This window comes from Cupriavidus sp. 2TAF22, assembly GCF_052115045.1.
Lineage (GTDB): Bacteria > Pseudomonadota > Gammaproteobacteria > Burkholderiales > Burkholderiaceae > Cupriavidus.
Genome location: NZ_JBFRFX010000038.1, coordinates 1 through 15260 on the forward strand (window position 1 = coordinate 1; position 15260 = coordinate 15260).

The following is a 15260-nucleotide window of genomic DNA, read 5'->3' on the forward strand; positions in this document are numbered from 1 at the left end:
GGACAAGTTTGCGGAGCGCATGCTTGCGTCCACCGGCTTGATCGGCATGATCGGCAAGGCCGAGCGCGGACCGGATGCGATCGGCGCGATCGTGAAAAACGGCTGCGTCTATCTGGCGGCGACCGGAGGCGCCGCCTATCTGATCTCCAAGGCGGTCCGGTCCTCTCGCGTCCTTGCGTTTGGCGATCTCGGCATGGAAGCCATCTACGAGTTCGATGTGGAGAACCTGCCCCTCGTCGTCGCCGTGGATGCCAGCGGCAATAGCGTCCACGAAAGCGGACCGCGGACCTGGCGCATTGCGGCGGCATGATACTGACGCTACCCCGCATGTTTAGCTGCGCTGCGCCCTTCGTGGCAGAGTGCTTTTCAAAGCCTGGTAACGTCCCATGCTGACAACTGTTGTTGTCAGCATGGGGGTTTCAGGCCGCAGAACGGACCGGTTTGAATCTGGGGATCCCGCAGCGCCTTTGGCTCGAAGGCGTTCACGCATCTACGTCGGAGCCGTGCGAACGGCCGTCGAGGGCGGGAGCCGCGGATCAGAATGACAGCGGGCCGGCGGGTGCTCTCGGCGTCACTCATCGAGCAATGTCCCTGCGCAACGAGGCGTGCCACTGTACGTCCGGCTCGGTCTGCAGGTTTCTCGCGATCTCCGTGGCCCCGTTCTACGGTGCCTTGCTTGCGCTCGAATACTTCGGTTCCGCACTTGGCGCGTTCGCCGCCCATGGCTCAAGCCACCTGCACAATGGCGCTTCCCGGCCCAAGAACCGTCATTCACCGCCATGTTCGCCGGCTTTTCAGCCGGAACGCCCGGTGCGCCAGCGCCTGCCTTGCTTTGTGGCCGGTGGGCGCTGCAAGGCGCAAGCGGCTCTTCAGGCGTGCGGCCAGAAAAGAGACGGGCCTGCACGTCCGGTCGGCTATGATGCCGATCTTCTCCGAAGTGGTTCCCTATGATTTCCGTCCGTAATGTCACGCTGCGCCGCGGCGTCAATGTCGTACTCGACAGCGCGTCCGCCACCTTCAACCCCGGCGAAAAGATTGGTCTTGTCGGCCGCAATGGCGCCGGCAAGTCGTCCTTCTTCGGTCTTCTCAACGGCACGCTGCACGAAGACAGCGGCGAGTTCTCGATTCCCGCTGCATGGAAGATGGGGCAGGTCGCACAGGATATGCCGGAGACCGAGCAGAGCGCGACCGACTTCGTGGTCGAGGGTGACACCGTGCTGCTGGCCGCGCAGGCCGAAGTAGCCGCCGCCGAGGCCAGCGACGACGGCATGCTCATGGCGCACGCCTACATGGCCCTGCACGACGCCGGTGCACACGACGCCCCCGCACGTGCCCAAGCGCTGATCCTGGGCCTTGGCTTCAGTGCCGAGCAGCTCAGCCACCCGGTCAACAGTTTCTCCGGCGGCTGGCGCATGCGACTGCAGCTGGCGCGCGCGCTCATGTGCCCGTCCGACCTGCTGCTGCTCGACGAGCCGACCAATCACCTTGACCTCGACGCGCTGGTCTGGCTGGAAGCGTGGCTCAAGCGCTATCAAGGCACCCTGGTAGTGATCAGCCACGACCGCGAATTCCTCGACGCGGTGACGCAGGTGACGGTGCACGTCGACAACGCCAAGCTCGTGCGTTATGGCGGCAACTACAGCAAGTTCGAAGACATGCGCGCCGAGCAGCTCGTGTTGCAGCAGGCCGCGGTGGCCAAGCAGGCGGACAAGATCGCCCACCTGCAGAAATTCATCGACCGTTTCAAGGCCAAGGCCTCGAAGGCGAAGCAGGCGCAGAGCCGGGTCAAGGCGCTCGAACGCATGGAGAAGATCGCACCGGTGCTTGCCGACGCAGAGTTCAACTTCGAGTTCAAGGAACCGCTCAACGTCCCGAACCCGCTGTTGTCGATGCTGGACGCGAGCTTCGGCTACCCGGCGCCGGCCGGCGCACTGCCGGGCACGCCGCCCACGGTCATCGTGCGGGGCATCAACCGTTCCGTGCTGGCCGGGCAGCGCATCGGCATTCTCGGTGCCAACGGCCAAGGCAAGTCCACGCTGGTGAAGACGGTGGCGCACGCGCTGGCGCCGATTGCCGGCGAAATCAGCGAAGGCAAAGGCCTGAACATCGGCTACTTCGCACAGCAGGAACTCGACGTGCTGCGCCCGCTCGACACGCCGATGGAACACATGATCCGCCTTGCCAAGGACACGCCGCCGCACATGCGCGCCCCCGGCCAGAGTGGCACCGAACAATCGCTTCGCACCTTCCTCGGCACCTTCAACTTCAGTGGCGACAGGGTCCATCAGGCGGTTAGCACGATGAGCGGCGGCGAAAAGGCACGGCTCGTGTTGTGCATGATCGTGTGGCAGCGCCCCAACTTGCTGCTGCTCGACGAGCCTACCAACCACCTCGACCTGGCCACGCGCGAAGCGCTAGGCATGGCGCTCAACGAATTCGAAGGCACGGTGATGCTGGTCAGTCACGACCGGGCCCTGCTGCGCGCCGTATGCGACGAGTTCTGGCTGGTCACCAAGGGCGGCGTCGAGCCCTTCGACGGCGATCTGGACGATTACCAGCAGTTCCTGCGTGAGGAAGCCCGTCGCATGCGCGAGCAGCCTGTCGCAGAGTAGAAGGTCATCGCCTGAGATAGCCCCTGGCGGCGACCCGCGCCGATGGGCCGCAGCTTGCCGCGTTGGGCGCGCTCCATGTGGATGTGGCCGCTTAGTGAGTGCCTACGTGCCGAAACGGACCGCCGGCGAGAGCGTGAACGACTCGCGCATGTCGCGCACTTCCTCGACCGGCGTCCGGCCAAACAAGCGCTTGAACTCCCTGCCGAACTGGGACGCGCTTTCGTAGCCGACGCGCCCCGCTGCCGCCGCGGCGGTCACGCCGTCGCGGATCATCATCAATCGCGCCTGATGAAGGCGGGTGGACTTGATGTACTGGATCGGGGATGTCTGCGTCACCGTGCGAAAGTTGGCGTGAAACGCCGGCACGCTCATGCCGGCTTCCTCGGCAAGACGCGCGACGTTGAGCGGCGTCGCGTAATCGGTGTGAATCCGCTTGAGTGCCCGCGCCACGCGTCCGAACCGGCCGTGATGCGCCAGCGCCGCACGCATCGACCCGCCTTGCTCGCCCGTCAGCACGCGATAGCAGATCTCTCGCACGATACCTGGCCCCAGCACCTGTGCATCGAGCGGCACCGTCAATACTTCCAGCAACCGTATCGTGGCGCCGGCAAGGTCGCCCTCCAGCCGCGTGGACACGATGCTTGTCGGCAGCGGCATTCGCGCCACGGTGGTCTATCCCGGTCCGGTCCGCACCGATTTCCTGTCGAGCGGTGCGCTTGCAGTGGCCAAGCGCCAGATCGACGACTACTCGGAGGCCAAGGCTTCGCTCGACTTGCATCTCGGCACGCTGCACGGCCACCAGGCTGGAGATCCTGACCAGCTGGCACGATTGATCATCCAGGCCGCCAGCGTCGAATCGCCGCCGCTGCATCTGTTTGCGGGCAAGATCGCCAACGAACTTGCGGCAGACAAGGCCAGGGCCGTCGCGAAGGACCTCGAAGTGTGGAGGGGTTCCTCCGAGGCCACCGATTTCGCGGATTGATTGAGAGGAATGCGGATGCCCCGGCGGCAACGCCGGGGCATCCGCTTGGAGGCTTCAGAGTGCATCGCGAAATGGCCGAAGCCGTGCTCAGAGCTGACGTCCCAGTCAAGCGCCGAATATGTCGCGCATCCATGAAACCATGTTCTCCGGAAGTCGAACTTCGGGAGGCCACAATGCAAAAACCCCTTCCTGCCTGTCGGCCGAAAGGGGTTTTCACATGATGCGTACTGCTTGCCAGCCTTCTCTGTCGCAAACGAAGAGAGAGCCAGAAATATGGTGGCGAATCAGGGATTCGAACCCCGGACCTGCGGATTATGATTCCGTCGCTCTAACCGACTGAGCTAATTCGCCGTTGAAGACCGAAATTATACCTTGGCTTTCGATCCTGTCAACACCTTCCGCAAAAAAGTTTCGAGGACCTCCGGAAGCCGCCTGCGCCAGCCGGAAAAAAGCCGGCGGACCTTGCGGCCCGCCGGCTGGAGCGACTGATTACCGGATCAGTCCTGTACAACCATCAGTCTCAGTCGTTCGCGTAGATATTCACGTCCTTGGTCTCGCGGACGAAGAGCGAGCCGATGACCAGGGTCACGCCGGCGATGATGATCGGGTACCAGAGGCCGTAGTAGATATTGCCGTTCTGCGCCACCAGGGCAAAGGAGATGGTGGGCAGCAGGCCGCCGAACCAGCCGTTGCCGATGTGATACGGCAGCGACATGGAGGTGTAGCGGATGCGGGTCGGGAACAGTTCGACCAGCATGGCGGCGATCGGGCCGTACACCATGGTCACGTAGATGACCAGGATGACGAGGACCACCAGCACCATGATGGTGTTCATCTGCGCCGGGTCTGCCTTGGTCGGGTAGCCGGCCGAGGCCATCGAGCCGCCCACTTCCTTCTTGAACGCGGCGATCTGTTTCTTGCTGGCGTCGTCGAAGCTGTGGCCAGCGGAATCCAGCGAGGCGTTGAAGGCGTTGATCTGCTTGTCGCCGATCTTCACCGAGGCCACCGTGCCGGCCGGGGCTTCCACCACTTCATAGCTGGCGGAGGCTTGTGCCAGGGTCCGCTTGACGATGTCGCAGGAGCTGCGGAAATCGATCTCGCGGGCGATCGGGCTGCCCTGGAAGGAGCATTGCTTGGGATCGGCGGTGACGACGATCTGGGCGGTCTGCTGAGCGCGTTCCAGTGCCGGGTTGGCGTAGTGGGTGAGGGCCTTGAACAGCGGGAAGTAGGTCAGCATCGCCAGCGCGCAGCCGGCCATGATGATCCACTTGCGGCCGATCTTGTCRGASAGCSAGCCGAASARGATGAAGAACGGCGTGCCGATCACCAGGGCGCCCGCGATCAGCAGGTTGGCGGTGGTGGCGTCGACCTTGAGCACCTGGGTCAGGAAGAACAGCGAGTAGAACTGGCCCGTGTACCAGACCACGGCCTGGCCGGCGGTCAGGCCCACCAGCGCCAGGATCACGATCTTCATGTTGCGCCATTGGCCGAAGGCTTCGGTCAGCGGTGCCTTGGAGGTCTTGCCCTCGGCCTTCATCTTCTGGAAGGCGGGCGATTCGCTCATCGACAGGCGGATATACACCGACACGGCCAGCAGCAGGATCGAGACCAGGAACGGGATGCGCCAGCCCCACACGTCGAAGTTGGCTCCGGTCAGGTTGCGGCACAGCAGGATCACGATCAGCGACAGGAACAGGCCGAGCGTGGCGGTGGTCTGGATCCACGCCGTGTAGGCGCCGCGCTTGCCGTGCGGCGCGTGCTCTGCTACGTAGGTGGCGGCACCGCCGTACTCGCCGCCGAGCGCGAGGCCCTGCAGCATGCGCAGCGCGATCAGGATGATCGGCGCCGCCCAGCCGATGGTGGTGAAGCCCGGCAGCAGGCCCACGATGAAGGTCGACACACCCATGATCAGGATGGTCACCAGGAATGTGTACTTGCGCCCGATCATGTCGCCGAGGCGGCCGAACACCAGTGCGCCGAACGGCCGCACGATGAAGCCGGCGGCGAATGCCAGCAGCGCGAAGATGAAGGCCGCGGTGGGATCGAGCCCGGCGAAGAACTGCTTGGCGATGATGGCCGCCAGCGAACCGTACAGGTAAAAGTCGTACCACTCGAATACCGTGCCGAGCGAGGAGGCGAAAATCACCTTCCTCTCTTCGGCCGTCATCGCCGTGCCCTGGGCGCTGCCGCCAGGCATCGCCACGTTCTGCGCATTAGCCATTTGTCTCCTCCGTTTTGTCATCGGAATCTTTCGGGTGGACAGCCGGAACGCGCTTGCGGACACGGGACAGTCACCGAAGTTCAATGGATTGTGGGAGGCGAAACTTACTGAGTTCTGACAATTTCCGCCGAGTTCGCCACTAAACGCTCGGGGTATACGCTAGCGAAATGCGGGGTGCGGGATTGTTGCGGCGCGACGTCCGGGGTCCGGGTTGGGCGCGGGAGGGTTCATCGCGACGCGGCGCAGGCGCCTTCTTGCTATGCAGCATCCTCCCGCCGCGCGTCCATCCCGGGCCGGGCGGCGGCTTCGTCCTCGCCGGCTTCGTCGTCAGCCAGGTTCATGCGCCAGGCGTAGAGGGCTGCCATCAGTACGTAGATGATCAGCGCACCCTGCGCGCCTACCCAGAACGAGAAGGGCCAGCCGAAGAAGTCGAAACGCAGCTCGCGCGCGAACCAGCTGACCACGAAGGTGACCACGAACCAGATTGCCAGCAGCGCGGCGATCCAGCGCAGGTTGCGGCGCCACGCGTGCCGCGCGGCCGAACCGGGCTGGCCTGCCGCGGCGCGCGGGCCGGGCGGGCGGGCGGCGCCGCTCATGCCGTATCTCCGGCGACGGGCCGGCGCAGCGTGATGCGGAAGCAGGCGCCGGCCAGGCGCGGCTCGGACTGGTAGACGTTGTCGACGATGCTGACATCGCCGCCGTGCTGCTGCACGATCTCGCGCACGATGGCCAGGCCCAGGCCGCTGCCCTGGGTCTGCGTGCCCAGCACGCGGTAGAAGCGCTCCATCACGCGCTCGCGCTCGGCCACCGGGATGCCCGGGCCGGTGTCCTCCACCTCGAGGTAGGCGAACGGTTCGAAGGCGTCCGCCCTTGCGCGCACGGTGGCGTGGCCGCCCGCGGGGGTGTAGCGGATCGCGTTGTCGATCAGGTTGTTCAGCATTTCAGTGAGCATCAGGCGGTTGCCCTGCACCATGACGGGATGATCGTCGGCGTCGACGCCGAGATCGATGCTGCGGGCCCAGGCCTGCGGCAGCCAGTCCTTGACCACCTCGCGCGCCAGCGCGCCCAGGTCCAGCGGCGCCATGCTGCCGGCACCGGCCAGGTTCTCCGTGCGCGCCAGCGACAGCAGCTGCGTCACCAGGTGGGCCGTGCGTTCCGAGCTGCCGGCGATCTGCGCCAGCGACTTGCGCAATTCCTCGGGCGACTGTTCGCGCTGCGCCAGTTCGGCCTGCATGCGCAGCCCGGCCAGCGGGGTCTTCATCTGGTGCGCGGCATCGGCGATAAAGCGCTTCTGTGTCTGCACCGACATGTCCAGGCGCGCCAGCAGGTCGTTGAAGGACGCCACCAGCGGCGTGATCTCCTGCGGCGCGGCGTGCTCGTCGATGGGGCTGGTATCGCCGGGATTGCGCGCGCGGATGCGTTGCTGGATCGCGGTCAGCGGCGCCAGCCCGCGCGTCAGGCCGAACCACACCAGCACCACCGCGAGCGGCAGGATCACGAACTGCGGCAGGATCACGCCCTTGATGATCTCGTTGGCCAGGCGCGCGCGCTTGTCCAGGGTCTCGCCCACCTGCACCAGCACCGGCTGCGTGTCGCCGCCGTGCTTGAGATCGACATAGGTGTAGGCGACGCGCACGTCGTTGCCGGCCACCCGGTCGTCGCGCAGCGACACCAGCCCGGCGTGGCCGCGGTCGTCCTCGCTGGGCAGCGGCAGGTCGTTGTCGCCGGCCACGAACTCGCCGTGCGTGCCGACTACCTGGTAGTAGATGTTGTCGCTCTCGTCGGCACGCAGGATCTCGCGCGCGGACAGCGGCAGCTGCAGCGTGACGCGCCCGTTGACCTCGCGCACCTGCTGCGAGAGCACGATGGCGCTGGCTTCCAGCGAGCGGTCGAACGGGCCGTTGGCGATGGATTTGGCCACCAGGTAGGTCACCGCGATGCTCATCGGCCAGAGCAGCAGCAGCGGGGCCAGCATCCAGTCCAGGATCTCGCCGAACAGCGAGCGCGGGGACGGATGGCCGGCGCTGTCCTCAAGGTGCGGCAGGGCTTCGGCCAGCGCTTCGTCGGCGACGCCGGCATCCGGCGAGGCGGATCCGTCCGGGGACGATGCGGGCGGCGCGGGCCGTGCGGCCCGCGCGCGCCGCCGGGGCAGTCGCAGCAGGCTCATGAGACGGGAGTAGGGTGGTCCGGAGTGGCCGGAGTGGCGTAACCAGGGTAAGCAGGGGAAGGCAAGGCGCGGATGGTGTCTCCTAGCCGTGGACCGCGGCAGCCTGGAATTTCTCCAGGCAATAGCCCAGGCCGCGAACCGTGGCGATGCGGATGCCGCCCACCTCGATCTTCTTGCGCAGCCGGTGCACGTAGACTTCGATGGCGTTGTTGCTGACCTCCTCGCCCCATTCGCACAGGTGGTCCACCAGTTGCTCCTTCGATACCAGCCGCCCGGTGCGGGTCAGCAGGATTTCCAGCAGCCCCACCTCGCGCGCGGAAAGGTCCAGCATCTGTTCGTTCAGGTAGGCGATGCGGCCGACCTGGTCGAAGGCGAGCGGCCCGTGCCGCGTCAGCGTGGCACCGCCGCCGGACCCGCGCCGCACCAGCGCGCGCACGCGTGCCTCCAGCTCGGACAGGGCAAAGGGCTTGGCCATGTAGTCGTCGGCGCCCAGGTCCAGTCCCTTGACGCGCTCGTCCACGCCGTCGGCCGCGGTCAGGATCAGCACCGGCACCATGGCGCCGCGCGCGCGCAGGCGCTTGAGCACTTCCAGGCCGGGCATGCGCGGCAGGCCGAGGTCGAGGATCAGCAGGTCGAAGGTCTGGGTGGACAGCGCCGAATCGGCCTCCACCCCGCTGGCGACATGATCTACGGCATAGCCGGAGTGGCGCAGGGAGCGCGTGAGGCCGTCGGCCAGCACATCGTCATCTTCGGCGATCAGAATACGCATGGTTGTCTCCACCCAGGCTCGGCTTTGGCGCACCTTTTGTGACCCGTCGTTGCCAGGTGACGCGGGTGGGGCTTGCCAAGCATACTGTTTTTTTATACAGTACCCGCTTGTTCCGGTCGCGCTTTGCGCGGGCCGGCATTTACCGGATTACTAGCCGCCTCTTTTACGCGCAAGTCGCGTGGCGAGTTGCGCGGCGCGGGGCGGGCGCAAGCCCGCAAAAGCAGGCAGCGCGCCACATGCGGCCTATTTATACACCATTGATGGAAGGACGACCATGGATGACGGCAAGAAGGCGAGTGCTGGCGTGAACGCCGAAAAGCAGAAGGCGCTGGCGGCCGCGCTGGCCCAGATCGAGAAGCAGTTCGGCAAGGGCTCGATCATGAAACTGGGCGAAGCCGACATCGATCAGGATATCCAGGTCGTGTCCACCGGCTCGCTGGGCCTGGACATCGCGCTGGGCGTCGGCGGCCTGCCGCGCGGCCGCGTGGTGGAAATCTACGGTCCGGAATCCTCGGGCAAGACCACGCTGACGCTGCAGGTGGTGGCCGAGATGCAGAAGCTGGGCGGCACCTGCGCCTTTATCGACGCCGAGCACGCACTCGACGTCAACTATGCCGGCAAGCTGGGCGTGTCCGTGGGTGATCTGCTGATCTCCCAGCCCGACACCGGCGAGCAGGCGCTGGAAATCACCGACGCGCTGGTGCGCTCCGGCTCGGTCGACCTGATCGTCATCGACTCGGTGGCGGCACTGGTGCCCAAGGCCGAAATCGAAGGCGAGATGGGCGATTCGCTGCCCGGCCTGCAGGCCCGCCTGATGAGCCAGGCGCTGCGCAAGCTSACSGSCWCSATCWMGCGCWCSAAYTGCMTGGTGATCTTCATCAACCAGATCCGCATGAAGATCGGYGTGATGTWCGGYTCGCCYGARACCACCACCGGCGGYAACGCGCTSAAGTTCTACGCGTCGGTCCGCCTCGATATCCGCCGCATCGGCTCGATCAAGAAGGGCGACGACGTGATCGGCAACGAAACCAAGGTCAAGGTGGTCAAGAACAAGGTCTCGCCGCCGTTCCGCGAGGCGTTCTTCGACATCCTCTATGGCCAGGGCATCTCGCGCCAGGGCGAAATCATCGATCTCGGCGTGGATGCCAAGGTCGTCGAGAAGTCGGGCGCCTGGTACAGCTACAAGGGCGAGAAGATCGGCCAGGGCAAGGACAATGCGCGCGAATACCTGCGCGAGAATCCCGATATCGCCGACGAGATCGAGAACAAGGTGCGCGAATCGCTGGGCGTGGTGCTGATGAACGGCACGCCTGCCGCCGCGGTCACTGCCGCCGAGGCCTGAGCGCAGCCGGCCGGGGCAATCCCGGCCGCGATCCGAGCCTGACCGGGGCGGCACGTGCGACAGCGCGCGCCGCCCCGGTGTCATTTGGTGTGCATTCGCGACGTCTTTCTTCATGGCCACCCGTCCCCCTCTCTCCCTCAAGGCCCGCGCGGTCGGCTACCTGTCGCGCCGCGAGCACAGCCGCACGGAGCTGGCTCGCAAGCTGGCCCCGCACGCGGAGTCCCCGGAAGCCCTGGAGCAATTGCTGGACGCGCTCGAGCGCGAGAACTGGCTGTCCAATGCGCGCTTCGTCGACAGCCTGGTGCACCGCCGCGCCAGCCGCTACGGTGCCGCCCGCGTCATGCAGGAGGCTCGCACCCACCAGCTCGGCAGCGATCAGCTGGCCGACCTGCAGGAGCGCCTGCGCGATTCCGAGCTGGAGCGGGGCCGCGCGGTCTGGCAGAAGCGCTTCGGCGCCCCGCCGGCCACGCCGGAAGAGCGGGCAAGGCAGATCCGCTTCCTGGTGGCCCGCGGTTTCTCCCGCTCGGTGGTCAGCCGCATCATCAAGGGCGCGGACGAGTGGCTGGACGGCGGCGACTGAGGTGGGCCGCCGCGGGTCGTGGCGTGTCCCTGCGCGACGTGACGCACCCGCAATATCATGCACCGGCACGGGGCGCATACCTGCGTTGCAAGTAGGCGTATTCGCGCCGCGCGCAGCCTGGCCGCGCGGGCCGCATGACCGCCTCGGGGCGCGCTTTCCCGCACCGCAGCAGGCGATCCGCCGCCCGACAATCGCCTCCAACAGCACCGCGTGCAGTTAGTTCCCGGCCAAAGTTGTCCGTCATGTTAAAATCCTGCGGTTTTCCGGCCCAGCCGCCCCCAAAAGCAGTCCTTTGGTCGTTCGTAGCTGTTCATTAGCCGTCCGTTCCCCCCGCTCCAGCCTGCTGTCATGCCGCTTTCCCCGCCCGTCAACCGCTCCCTGCGCCATCGTCGTGCCATCACGGCCGAGGCCTATCTTAGGGACGATGGCCTGTGGGATATCGAAGCGCGCCTGACCGACACCAAGCCGCGTGCGATCCCGCTGGCCGGCGGCGGCGTGCGCCCGGTGGGCGAGCCCCTGCATGACCTGTGGCTGCGCGTCACGATCGACGTGCGCATGAATGTGGTGGACGCCGATGCCTGTTCTGACTGGGTGCCTTACCCCGGGCAGTGCGACACCATCGGCCCGGCCTACCGCAAGCTCATCGGCCTGAACCTGATGAAGGGCTTCCGCAAGGCGGTGCGCGAACGTCTGTCCGGCGTGGCCGGCTGCACCCACCTGACCGAGCTGGCCGGCGTGCTGCCGACCACCGCGATCCAGGCCTTTGCCGGCGACGTCATCAATATTCGCGACGCCGGCGCCGAAGACACCAATCCCGAACCCCCTTACCAGTTGCACGGCTGCCATGCCCTGCATTTCGAAGGTGAGGTGGTGCGCCAGTTTTACCCGCGCTGGTATGGTCACCAGCCGAAGCCGAGGATCAGGACCGAAGGGTCCCCGACCCCGGCGGCGCAGCCAGCGGAGGCGCTCGCCGCCGCCGAAGGCGGCGCCGTATCCCGCAGGCCTACCGGCACGTCCGGCTAAGTCGCACGGCCTGCAAAACGCCGAGATTCCATCTCTACACTTTTACGCCTACCCGAAAGGAAACACGCATGAATATCCATGAGTACCAAGGCAAGGAAATCCTGCGCAAATACAATGTGCCGGTTCCGCGCGGCATCCCCGCGTTCTCGGTCGAAGAGGCCCTGAAGGCTGCTGAGCAACTGGGCGGCCCGGTCTGGGTCGTCAAGGCGCAGATCCACGCGGGCGGCCGCGGCAAGGGTGGCGGCGTGAAGGTGGCCAAGAGCATCGACGATGTGAAGACCTACGCCAGCAACATCCTGGGCATGACCCTGGTCACGCACCAGACCGGCCCGGAAGGCAAGAAGGTCAACCGCCTGCTGGTCGAAGAAGGCGCTGACATCAAGAAGGAACTCTACGTCAGCCTGGTGGTGGACCGCGTTTCGCAGAAGGTGGCCCTGATGGCTTCCAGCGAAGGCGGCATGGACATCGAAGAAGTCGCTGCCCACAGCCCGGAAAAGATCCACACGCTGATCATCGATCCGGCAACCGGCCTGGCCGATGCCGACGCTGACGACATCGCCCGCAAGATCGGCGTGCCCGACGCGAGCGTGGCGCAAGCCCGCCAGGCCCTGCAAGGCCTGTACAAGGCATTCTGGGACACCGATGCTTCGCTGGCCGAAATCAACCCGCTGATCCTGACCGGCGACGGTAAGGTGATCGCGCTCGACGCCAAGTTCAACTTCGACTCCAACGCCCTGTTCCGTCACCCGGAAATCGTCGCCTATCGCGACCTGGACGAAGAAGATCCGGCTGAAATCGAAGCTTCGAAGTTCGACCTGGCCTACATCTCGCTGGACGGCAACATCGGCTGCCTGGTGAACGGCGCCGGCCTGGCCATGGCCACCATGGACACCATCAAGCTGTTCGGCGGCGAGCCGGCCAACTTCCTCGACGTGGGCGGCGGTGCCACCACCGAGAAGGTGACCGAAGCGTTCAAGCTGATGCTGAAGAACCCGAACCTGAAGGCCATCCTGGTCAACATCTTCGGCGGCATCATGCGTTGCGACGTGATTGCCGAAGGCGTGATCGCTGCGTCGAAGGCCGTGTCGCTGTCCGTGCCGCTGGTCGTGCGCATGAAGGGTACCAACGAGGAAATCGGCAAGAAGATGCTGGCCGACTCGGGCCTGCCCATCATTGCTGCCGACACCATGGAAGAAGCCGCCCAGAAGGTGGTGGCTGCGGCCGCGGGCAAGTAAGCCAAGACGCACGAACGCCAACAAAACGCGACGCGAGCAGCGCGCCGGGCCAGGCCCCGCGCTGCTTGGAGCCAAGCAAAGGATTACAGCATGTCGATTCTGATTAACAAAGACACCAAGGTCATCACCCAGGGCATCACCGGCAAGACCGGCCAGTTCCACACCCGTGGCTGCCGCGACTATGCCAACGGCAAGAACTGCTTCGTGGCCGGCGTGAACCCGAAGAAGGCCGGCGAAGACTTCGAAGGCATTCCCATCTACGCCAGCGTGAAGGACGCCAAGGACTCCACCGGCGCCACCGTTTCCGTGATCTACGTGCCGCCCGCAGGCGCCGCCGCCGCGATCTGGGAAGCCGTCGACGCTGACCTGGACCTGGTGGTCTGCATCACCGAAGGCATCCCCGTGCGCGACATGATGGAGCTCAAGGACAAGATGCGTAAGGGCAACAAGAAGACCTTGCTGCTCGGACCGAACTGCCCTGGCCTGATCACGCCGGACGAAATCAAGATCGGCATCATGCCGGGCCATATCCACCGCAAGGGCCGCATCGGCGTGGTGTCGCGCTCGGGCACGCTGACCTATGAAGCCGTGGGCCAGCTGACCGCGCTGGGCCTGGGCCAGTCGTCGGCAGTGGGCATCGGTGGCGACCCCATCAATGGCCTGAAGCACATCGACATCATGAAGATGTTCAACGACGATCCCGAAACGGACGCCGTGGTCATGATCGGCGAAATCGGCGGTCCGGACGAAGCCAACGCCGCCGAGTGGATCAAGGACAACATGAAGAAGCCGGTGGTTGGCTTCATCGCTGGCGTGACCGCGCCTCCGGGCAAGCGCATGGGCCACGCCGGCGCGCTGATCTCGGGCGGTGCCGACACGGCGCAAGCCAAGCTGGAAATCATGGAAGCCTGCGGTATCAAGGTCACCAAGAATCCGTCGGAAATGGGCCGCCTGCTGAAGTCGATCCTGTAATCGCCGCTTTCTGGTGATATCTGGCGGACCCCGCCCGAGGGCGGGAGATTTGCCGGTGCCGGGGTGGCCTGCCTGAACGCAGGTGCGCCGCCGGCCCTCGATGCCCCCGCCTTCGCGCGGGGGCGCGTCATTCTGGGACGCCAGGAACCTAGGGTATCTCCCGAGGCTGGCGAACTGGCGATTGAAACCGAATCGAAAGCTTGATACGGTAAATCTCATGTCTGAAGACTCAGACATCCGAATTCCGTCATCATCGGCTGGACGTCGTCGGTTGGATCGCCCGTCGCCATGCGGCGTTCGAATCATAATTTAAGAAAACTCGAGGAGCTTTACCGTGGAACTGCTGTCCTCCACCGCGTTCTGGATCGCGCTGGGATCCATCATCCTGACCAATATCGTGCTCTCCGGCGACAACGCCGTGGTGATCGCGCTCGCATCCCGCAACCTGCCGCCCGCCCAGCAGAAGAAAGCGATCTTCTGGGGCAGCGCCGCCGCCATCATCATGCGGGTGGTGCTCACGGTTGCCGCGGTCAAGCTGCTCAGCCTGCCTTACCTCAAGATCGTCGGCGCCTTGCTGCTGGTCTATATCGGCGTGCAACTGCTGACCGGCGAAGACGACGAAGACGGCCATTCGGCCAAGGACAATATCTGGGCCGCGATCCGCACCATCCTGATCGCCGACCTGGTGATGTCGCTCGATAACGTGGTGGCCGTGGCCGCCGCGGCGCAGAAGGGACCGGAAGGCAGCCAGCTGATGCTGCTGGTGCTCGGCCTGGGCCTGTCCATCCCCCTGATCGTGTTCGGCAGCACCATCCTGCTCAAGGTCATGGACCGCTTTCCCGTCATCATCGTGCTGGGCGCCGCGCTGCTGGGCTACCTGGCCGGCGAAATGCTGGTGAGCGATCCCGTGGACGCCGCCTGGTTCGAGATGCACGTGCCGCATGCGCACCTTGTGTTCGGCATCATCGGTGCGGCGCTGGTGGTGTTGGTCGGCAAGCTGCTGCAGAAACGCGCGGCGCAGCCAGCCTGACGGCATGACGTATTGAAGCGGAGCCGTCCGGATCGGACGGCTCCGTGAACGGACGGTGCACCTTGCTGCACTACCGGACGGGTGGCCCAGGGGCCACCCGTTTCGTTTTCCGCCGCACCGCCGCGGCCCGGGAATTCAGTGCGGTTTCGCACAGAGTTAAACAGGATTTTGTGTTTACTGACTGTCCGCGTCATCTTAAGTGACAAAATTTGCGCCGTATCAAGGCTCGGAACACTCCGAAGTGGCGAAAATTGTCACTCGCCGACGAAGCCACCGGGGTTTGCGGCGCTGGCACGCTAAGTGCTAAAGGATTTACAGCATCACATG

13 protein-coding genes, 1 tRNA gene and 1 pseudogene are annotated in these 15260 nt (G+C 65.3%); 9 read left to right on the forward strand and 6 right to left on the reverse strand.

The window, feature by feature from the left end:
• Positions 1-310: fumarate hydratase C-terminal domain-containing protein (locus AB4Z48_RS31905; protein WP_441621447.1), on the forward strand; the 310-nt coding region annotated here is incomplete at its 5' end.
• Between the two features lie 637 nt (positions 311-947).
• Entirely contained in the window at positions 948-2612 is a 1665-nt protein-coding gene (locus tag AB4Z48_RS31910) for an ABC-F family ATP-binding cassette domain-containing protein (protein ID WP_441621449.1), read from the forward strand.
• 102 nt (positions 2613-2714) lie between these two features.
• On the opposite strand, the pseudogene AB4Z48_RS31915 reads toward AB4Z48_RS31910, so the two are convergent.
• Positions 2715-3260, reverse strand: a pseudogene (locus AB4Z48_RS31915) (AraC family transcriptional regulator); the annotation flags it as partial.
• Between AB4Z48_RS31915 and AB4Z48_RS31920 the strand changes: the two are divergent.
• Positions 3241-3594 carry a hypothetical protein gene (locus AB4Z48_RS31920; RefSeq protein WP_441621542.1) on the forward strand — a complete coding sequence of 118 codons (354 nt, stop codon included), beginning with the start codon at positions 3241-3243 and terminating at the stop codon, positions 3592-3594. The pseudogene AB4Z48_RS31915 and the gene AB4Z48_RS31920 overlap by 20 nt on opposite strands.
• 274 nt (positions 3595-3868) lie before the next feature.
• Here the strand turns inward: AB4Z48_RS31920 and AB4Z48_RS31925 are convergent.
• From AB4Z48_RS31925 to AB4Z48_RS31945, 5 genes are all read right to left on the reverse strand, one after another.
• Positions 3869-3945 (reverse strand) — tRNA-Met (locus AB4Z48_RS31925).
• A gap of 169 nt (positions 3946-4114) precedes the next feature.
• Positions 4115-5815 (reverse strand): MFS transporter, encoded by a 1701-nt coding sequence (locus AB4Z48_RS31930; RefSeq protein WP_441621451.1) that lies wholly within the window; start codon positions 5813-5815, stop codon positions 4115-4117.
• Positions 5816-6072: 257 nt separating this feature from the next.
• The gene (locus tag AB4Z48_RS31935; protein ID WP_441621453.1) at positions 6073-6411 is read right to left on the reverse strand and encodes a DUF4212 domain-containing protein; all 339 of its coding nucleotides are present in this window, start codon (positions 6409-6411) and stop codon (positions 6073-6075) included.
• Positions 6408-7982: a sensor histidine kinase N-terminal domain-containing protein gene (locus AB4Z48_RS31940; protein ID WP_441621455.1), complete on the reverse strand. Its 1575-nt coding sequence runs from the start codon at positions 7980-7982 to the stop codon at positions 6408-6410. The genes AB4Z48_RS31935 and AB4Z48_RS31940 overlap by 4 nt, the downstream gene beginning before the upstream one ends.
• A gap of 82 nt (positions 7983-8064) precedes the next feature.
• Positions 8065-8751, reverse strand: coding sequence for a response regulator (locus AB4Z48_RS31945; protein ID WP_441621457.1), 687 nt, complete (start codon positions 8749-8751; stop codon positions 8065-8067).
• A 274-nt stretch (positions 8752-9025) separates the two neighbouring features.
• Here AB4Z48_RS31945 and recA point away from each other — a divergent pair, with 274 nt between their 5' ends.
• The 6 genes from recA to AB4Z48_RS31975 all read left to right on the forward strand — a co-directional run bounded on the left by recA (position 9026) and on the right by AB4Z48_RS31975 (position 14933).
• A complete protein-coding gene (gene recA, locus AB4Z48_RS31950; protein WP_441621459.1) occupies positions 9026-10093 on the forward strand; it encodes a recombinase RecA in 1068 nt (355 codons plus the stop codon).
• Positions 10094-10205: 112 nt separating this feature from the next.
• A complete protein-coding gene (recX, locus tag AB4Z48_RS31955; protein ID WP_441621461.1) occupies positions 10206-10673 on the forward strand; it encodes a recombination regulator RecX in 468 nt (155 codons plus the stop codon).
• A 348-nt stretch (positions 10674-11021) separates the two neighbouring features.
• Positions 11022-11696 carry a DUF2889 domain-containing protein gene (locus AB4Z48_RS31960; RefSeq protein WP_441621463.1) on the forward strand — a complete coding sequence of 225 codons (675 nt, stop codon included), beginning with the start codon at positions 11022-11024 and terminating at the stop codon, positions 11694-11696.
• Between the two features lie 68 nt (positions 11697-11764).
• Positions 11765-12931 carry an ADP-forming succinate--CoA ligase subunit beta gene (gene sucC / locus AB4Z48_RS31965; protein WP_441621464.1) on the forward strand — a complete coding sequence of 389 codons (1167 nt, stop codon included), beginning with the start codon at positions 11765-11767 and terminating at the stop codon, positions 12929-12931.
• Positions 12932-13021: 90 nt separating this feature from the next.
• Positions 13022-13903 (forward strand): succinate--CoA ligase subunit alpha, encoded by an 882-nt coding sequence (gene sucD, locus AB4Z48_RS31970; RefSeq protein ID WP_441621466.1) that lies wholly within the window; start codon positions 13022-13024, stop codon positions 13901-13903.
• A 334-nt stretch (positions 13904-14237) separates the two neighbouring features.
• The gene (locus AB4Z48_RS31975; protein ID WP_441621468.1) at positions 14238-14933 is read left to right on the forward strand and encodes a TerC family protein; all 696 of its coding nucleotides are present in this window, start codon (positions 14238-14240) and stop codon (positions 14931-14933) included.
• Positions 14934-15260 lie beyond the last annotated feature (327 nt).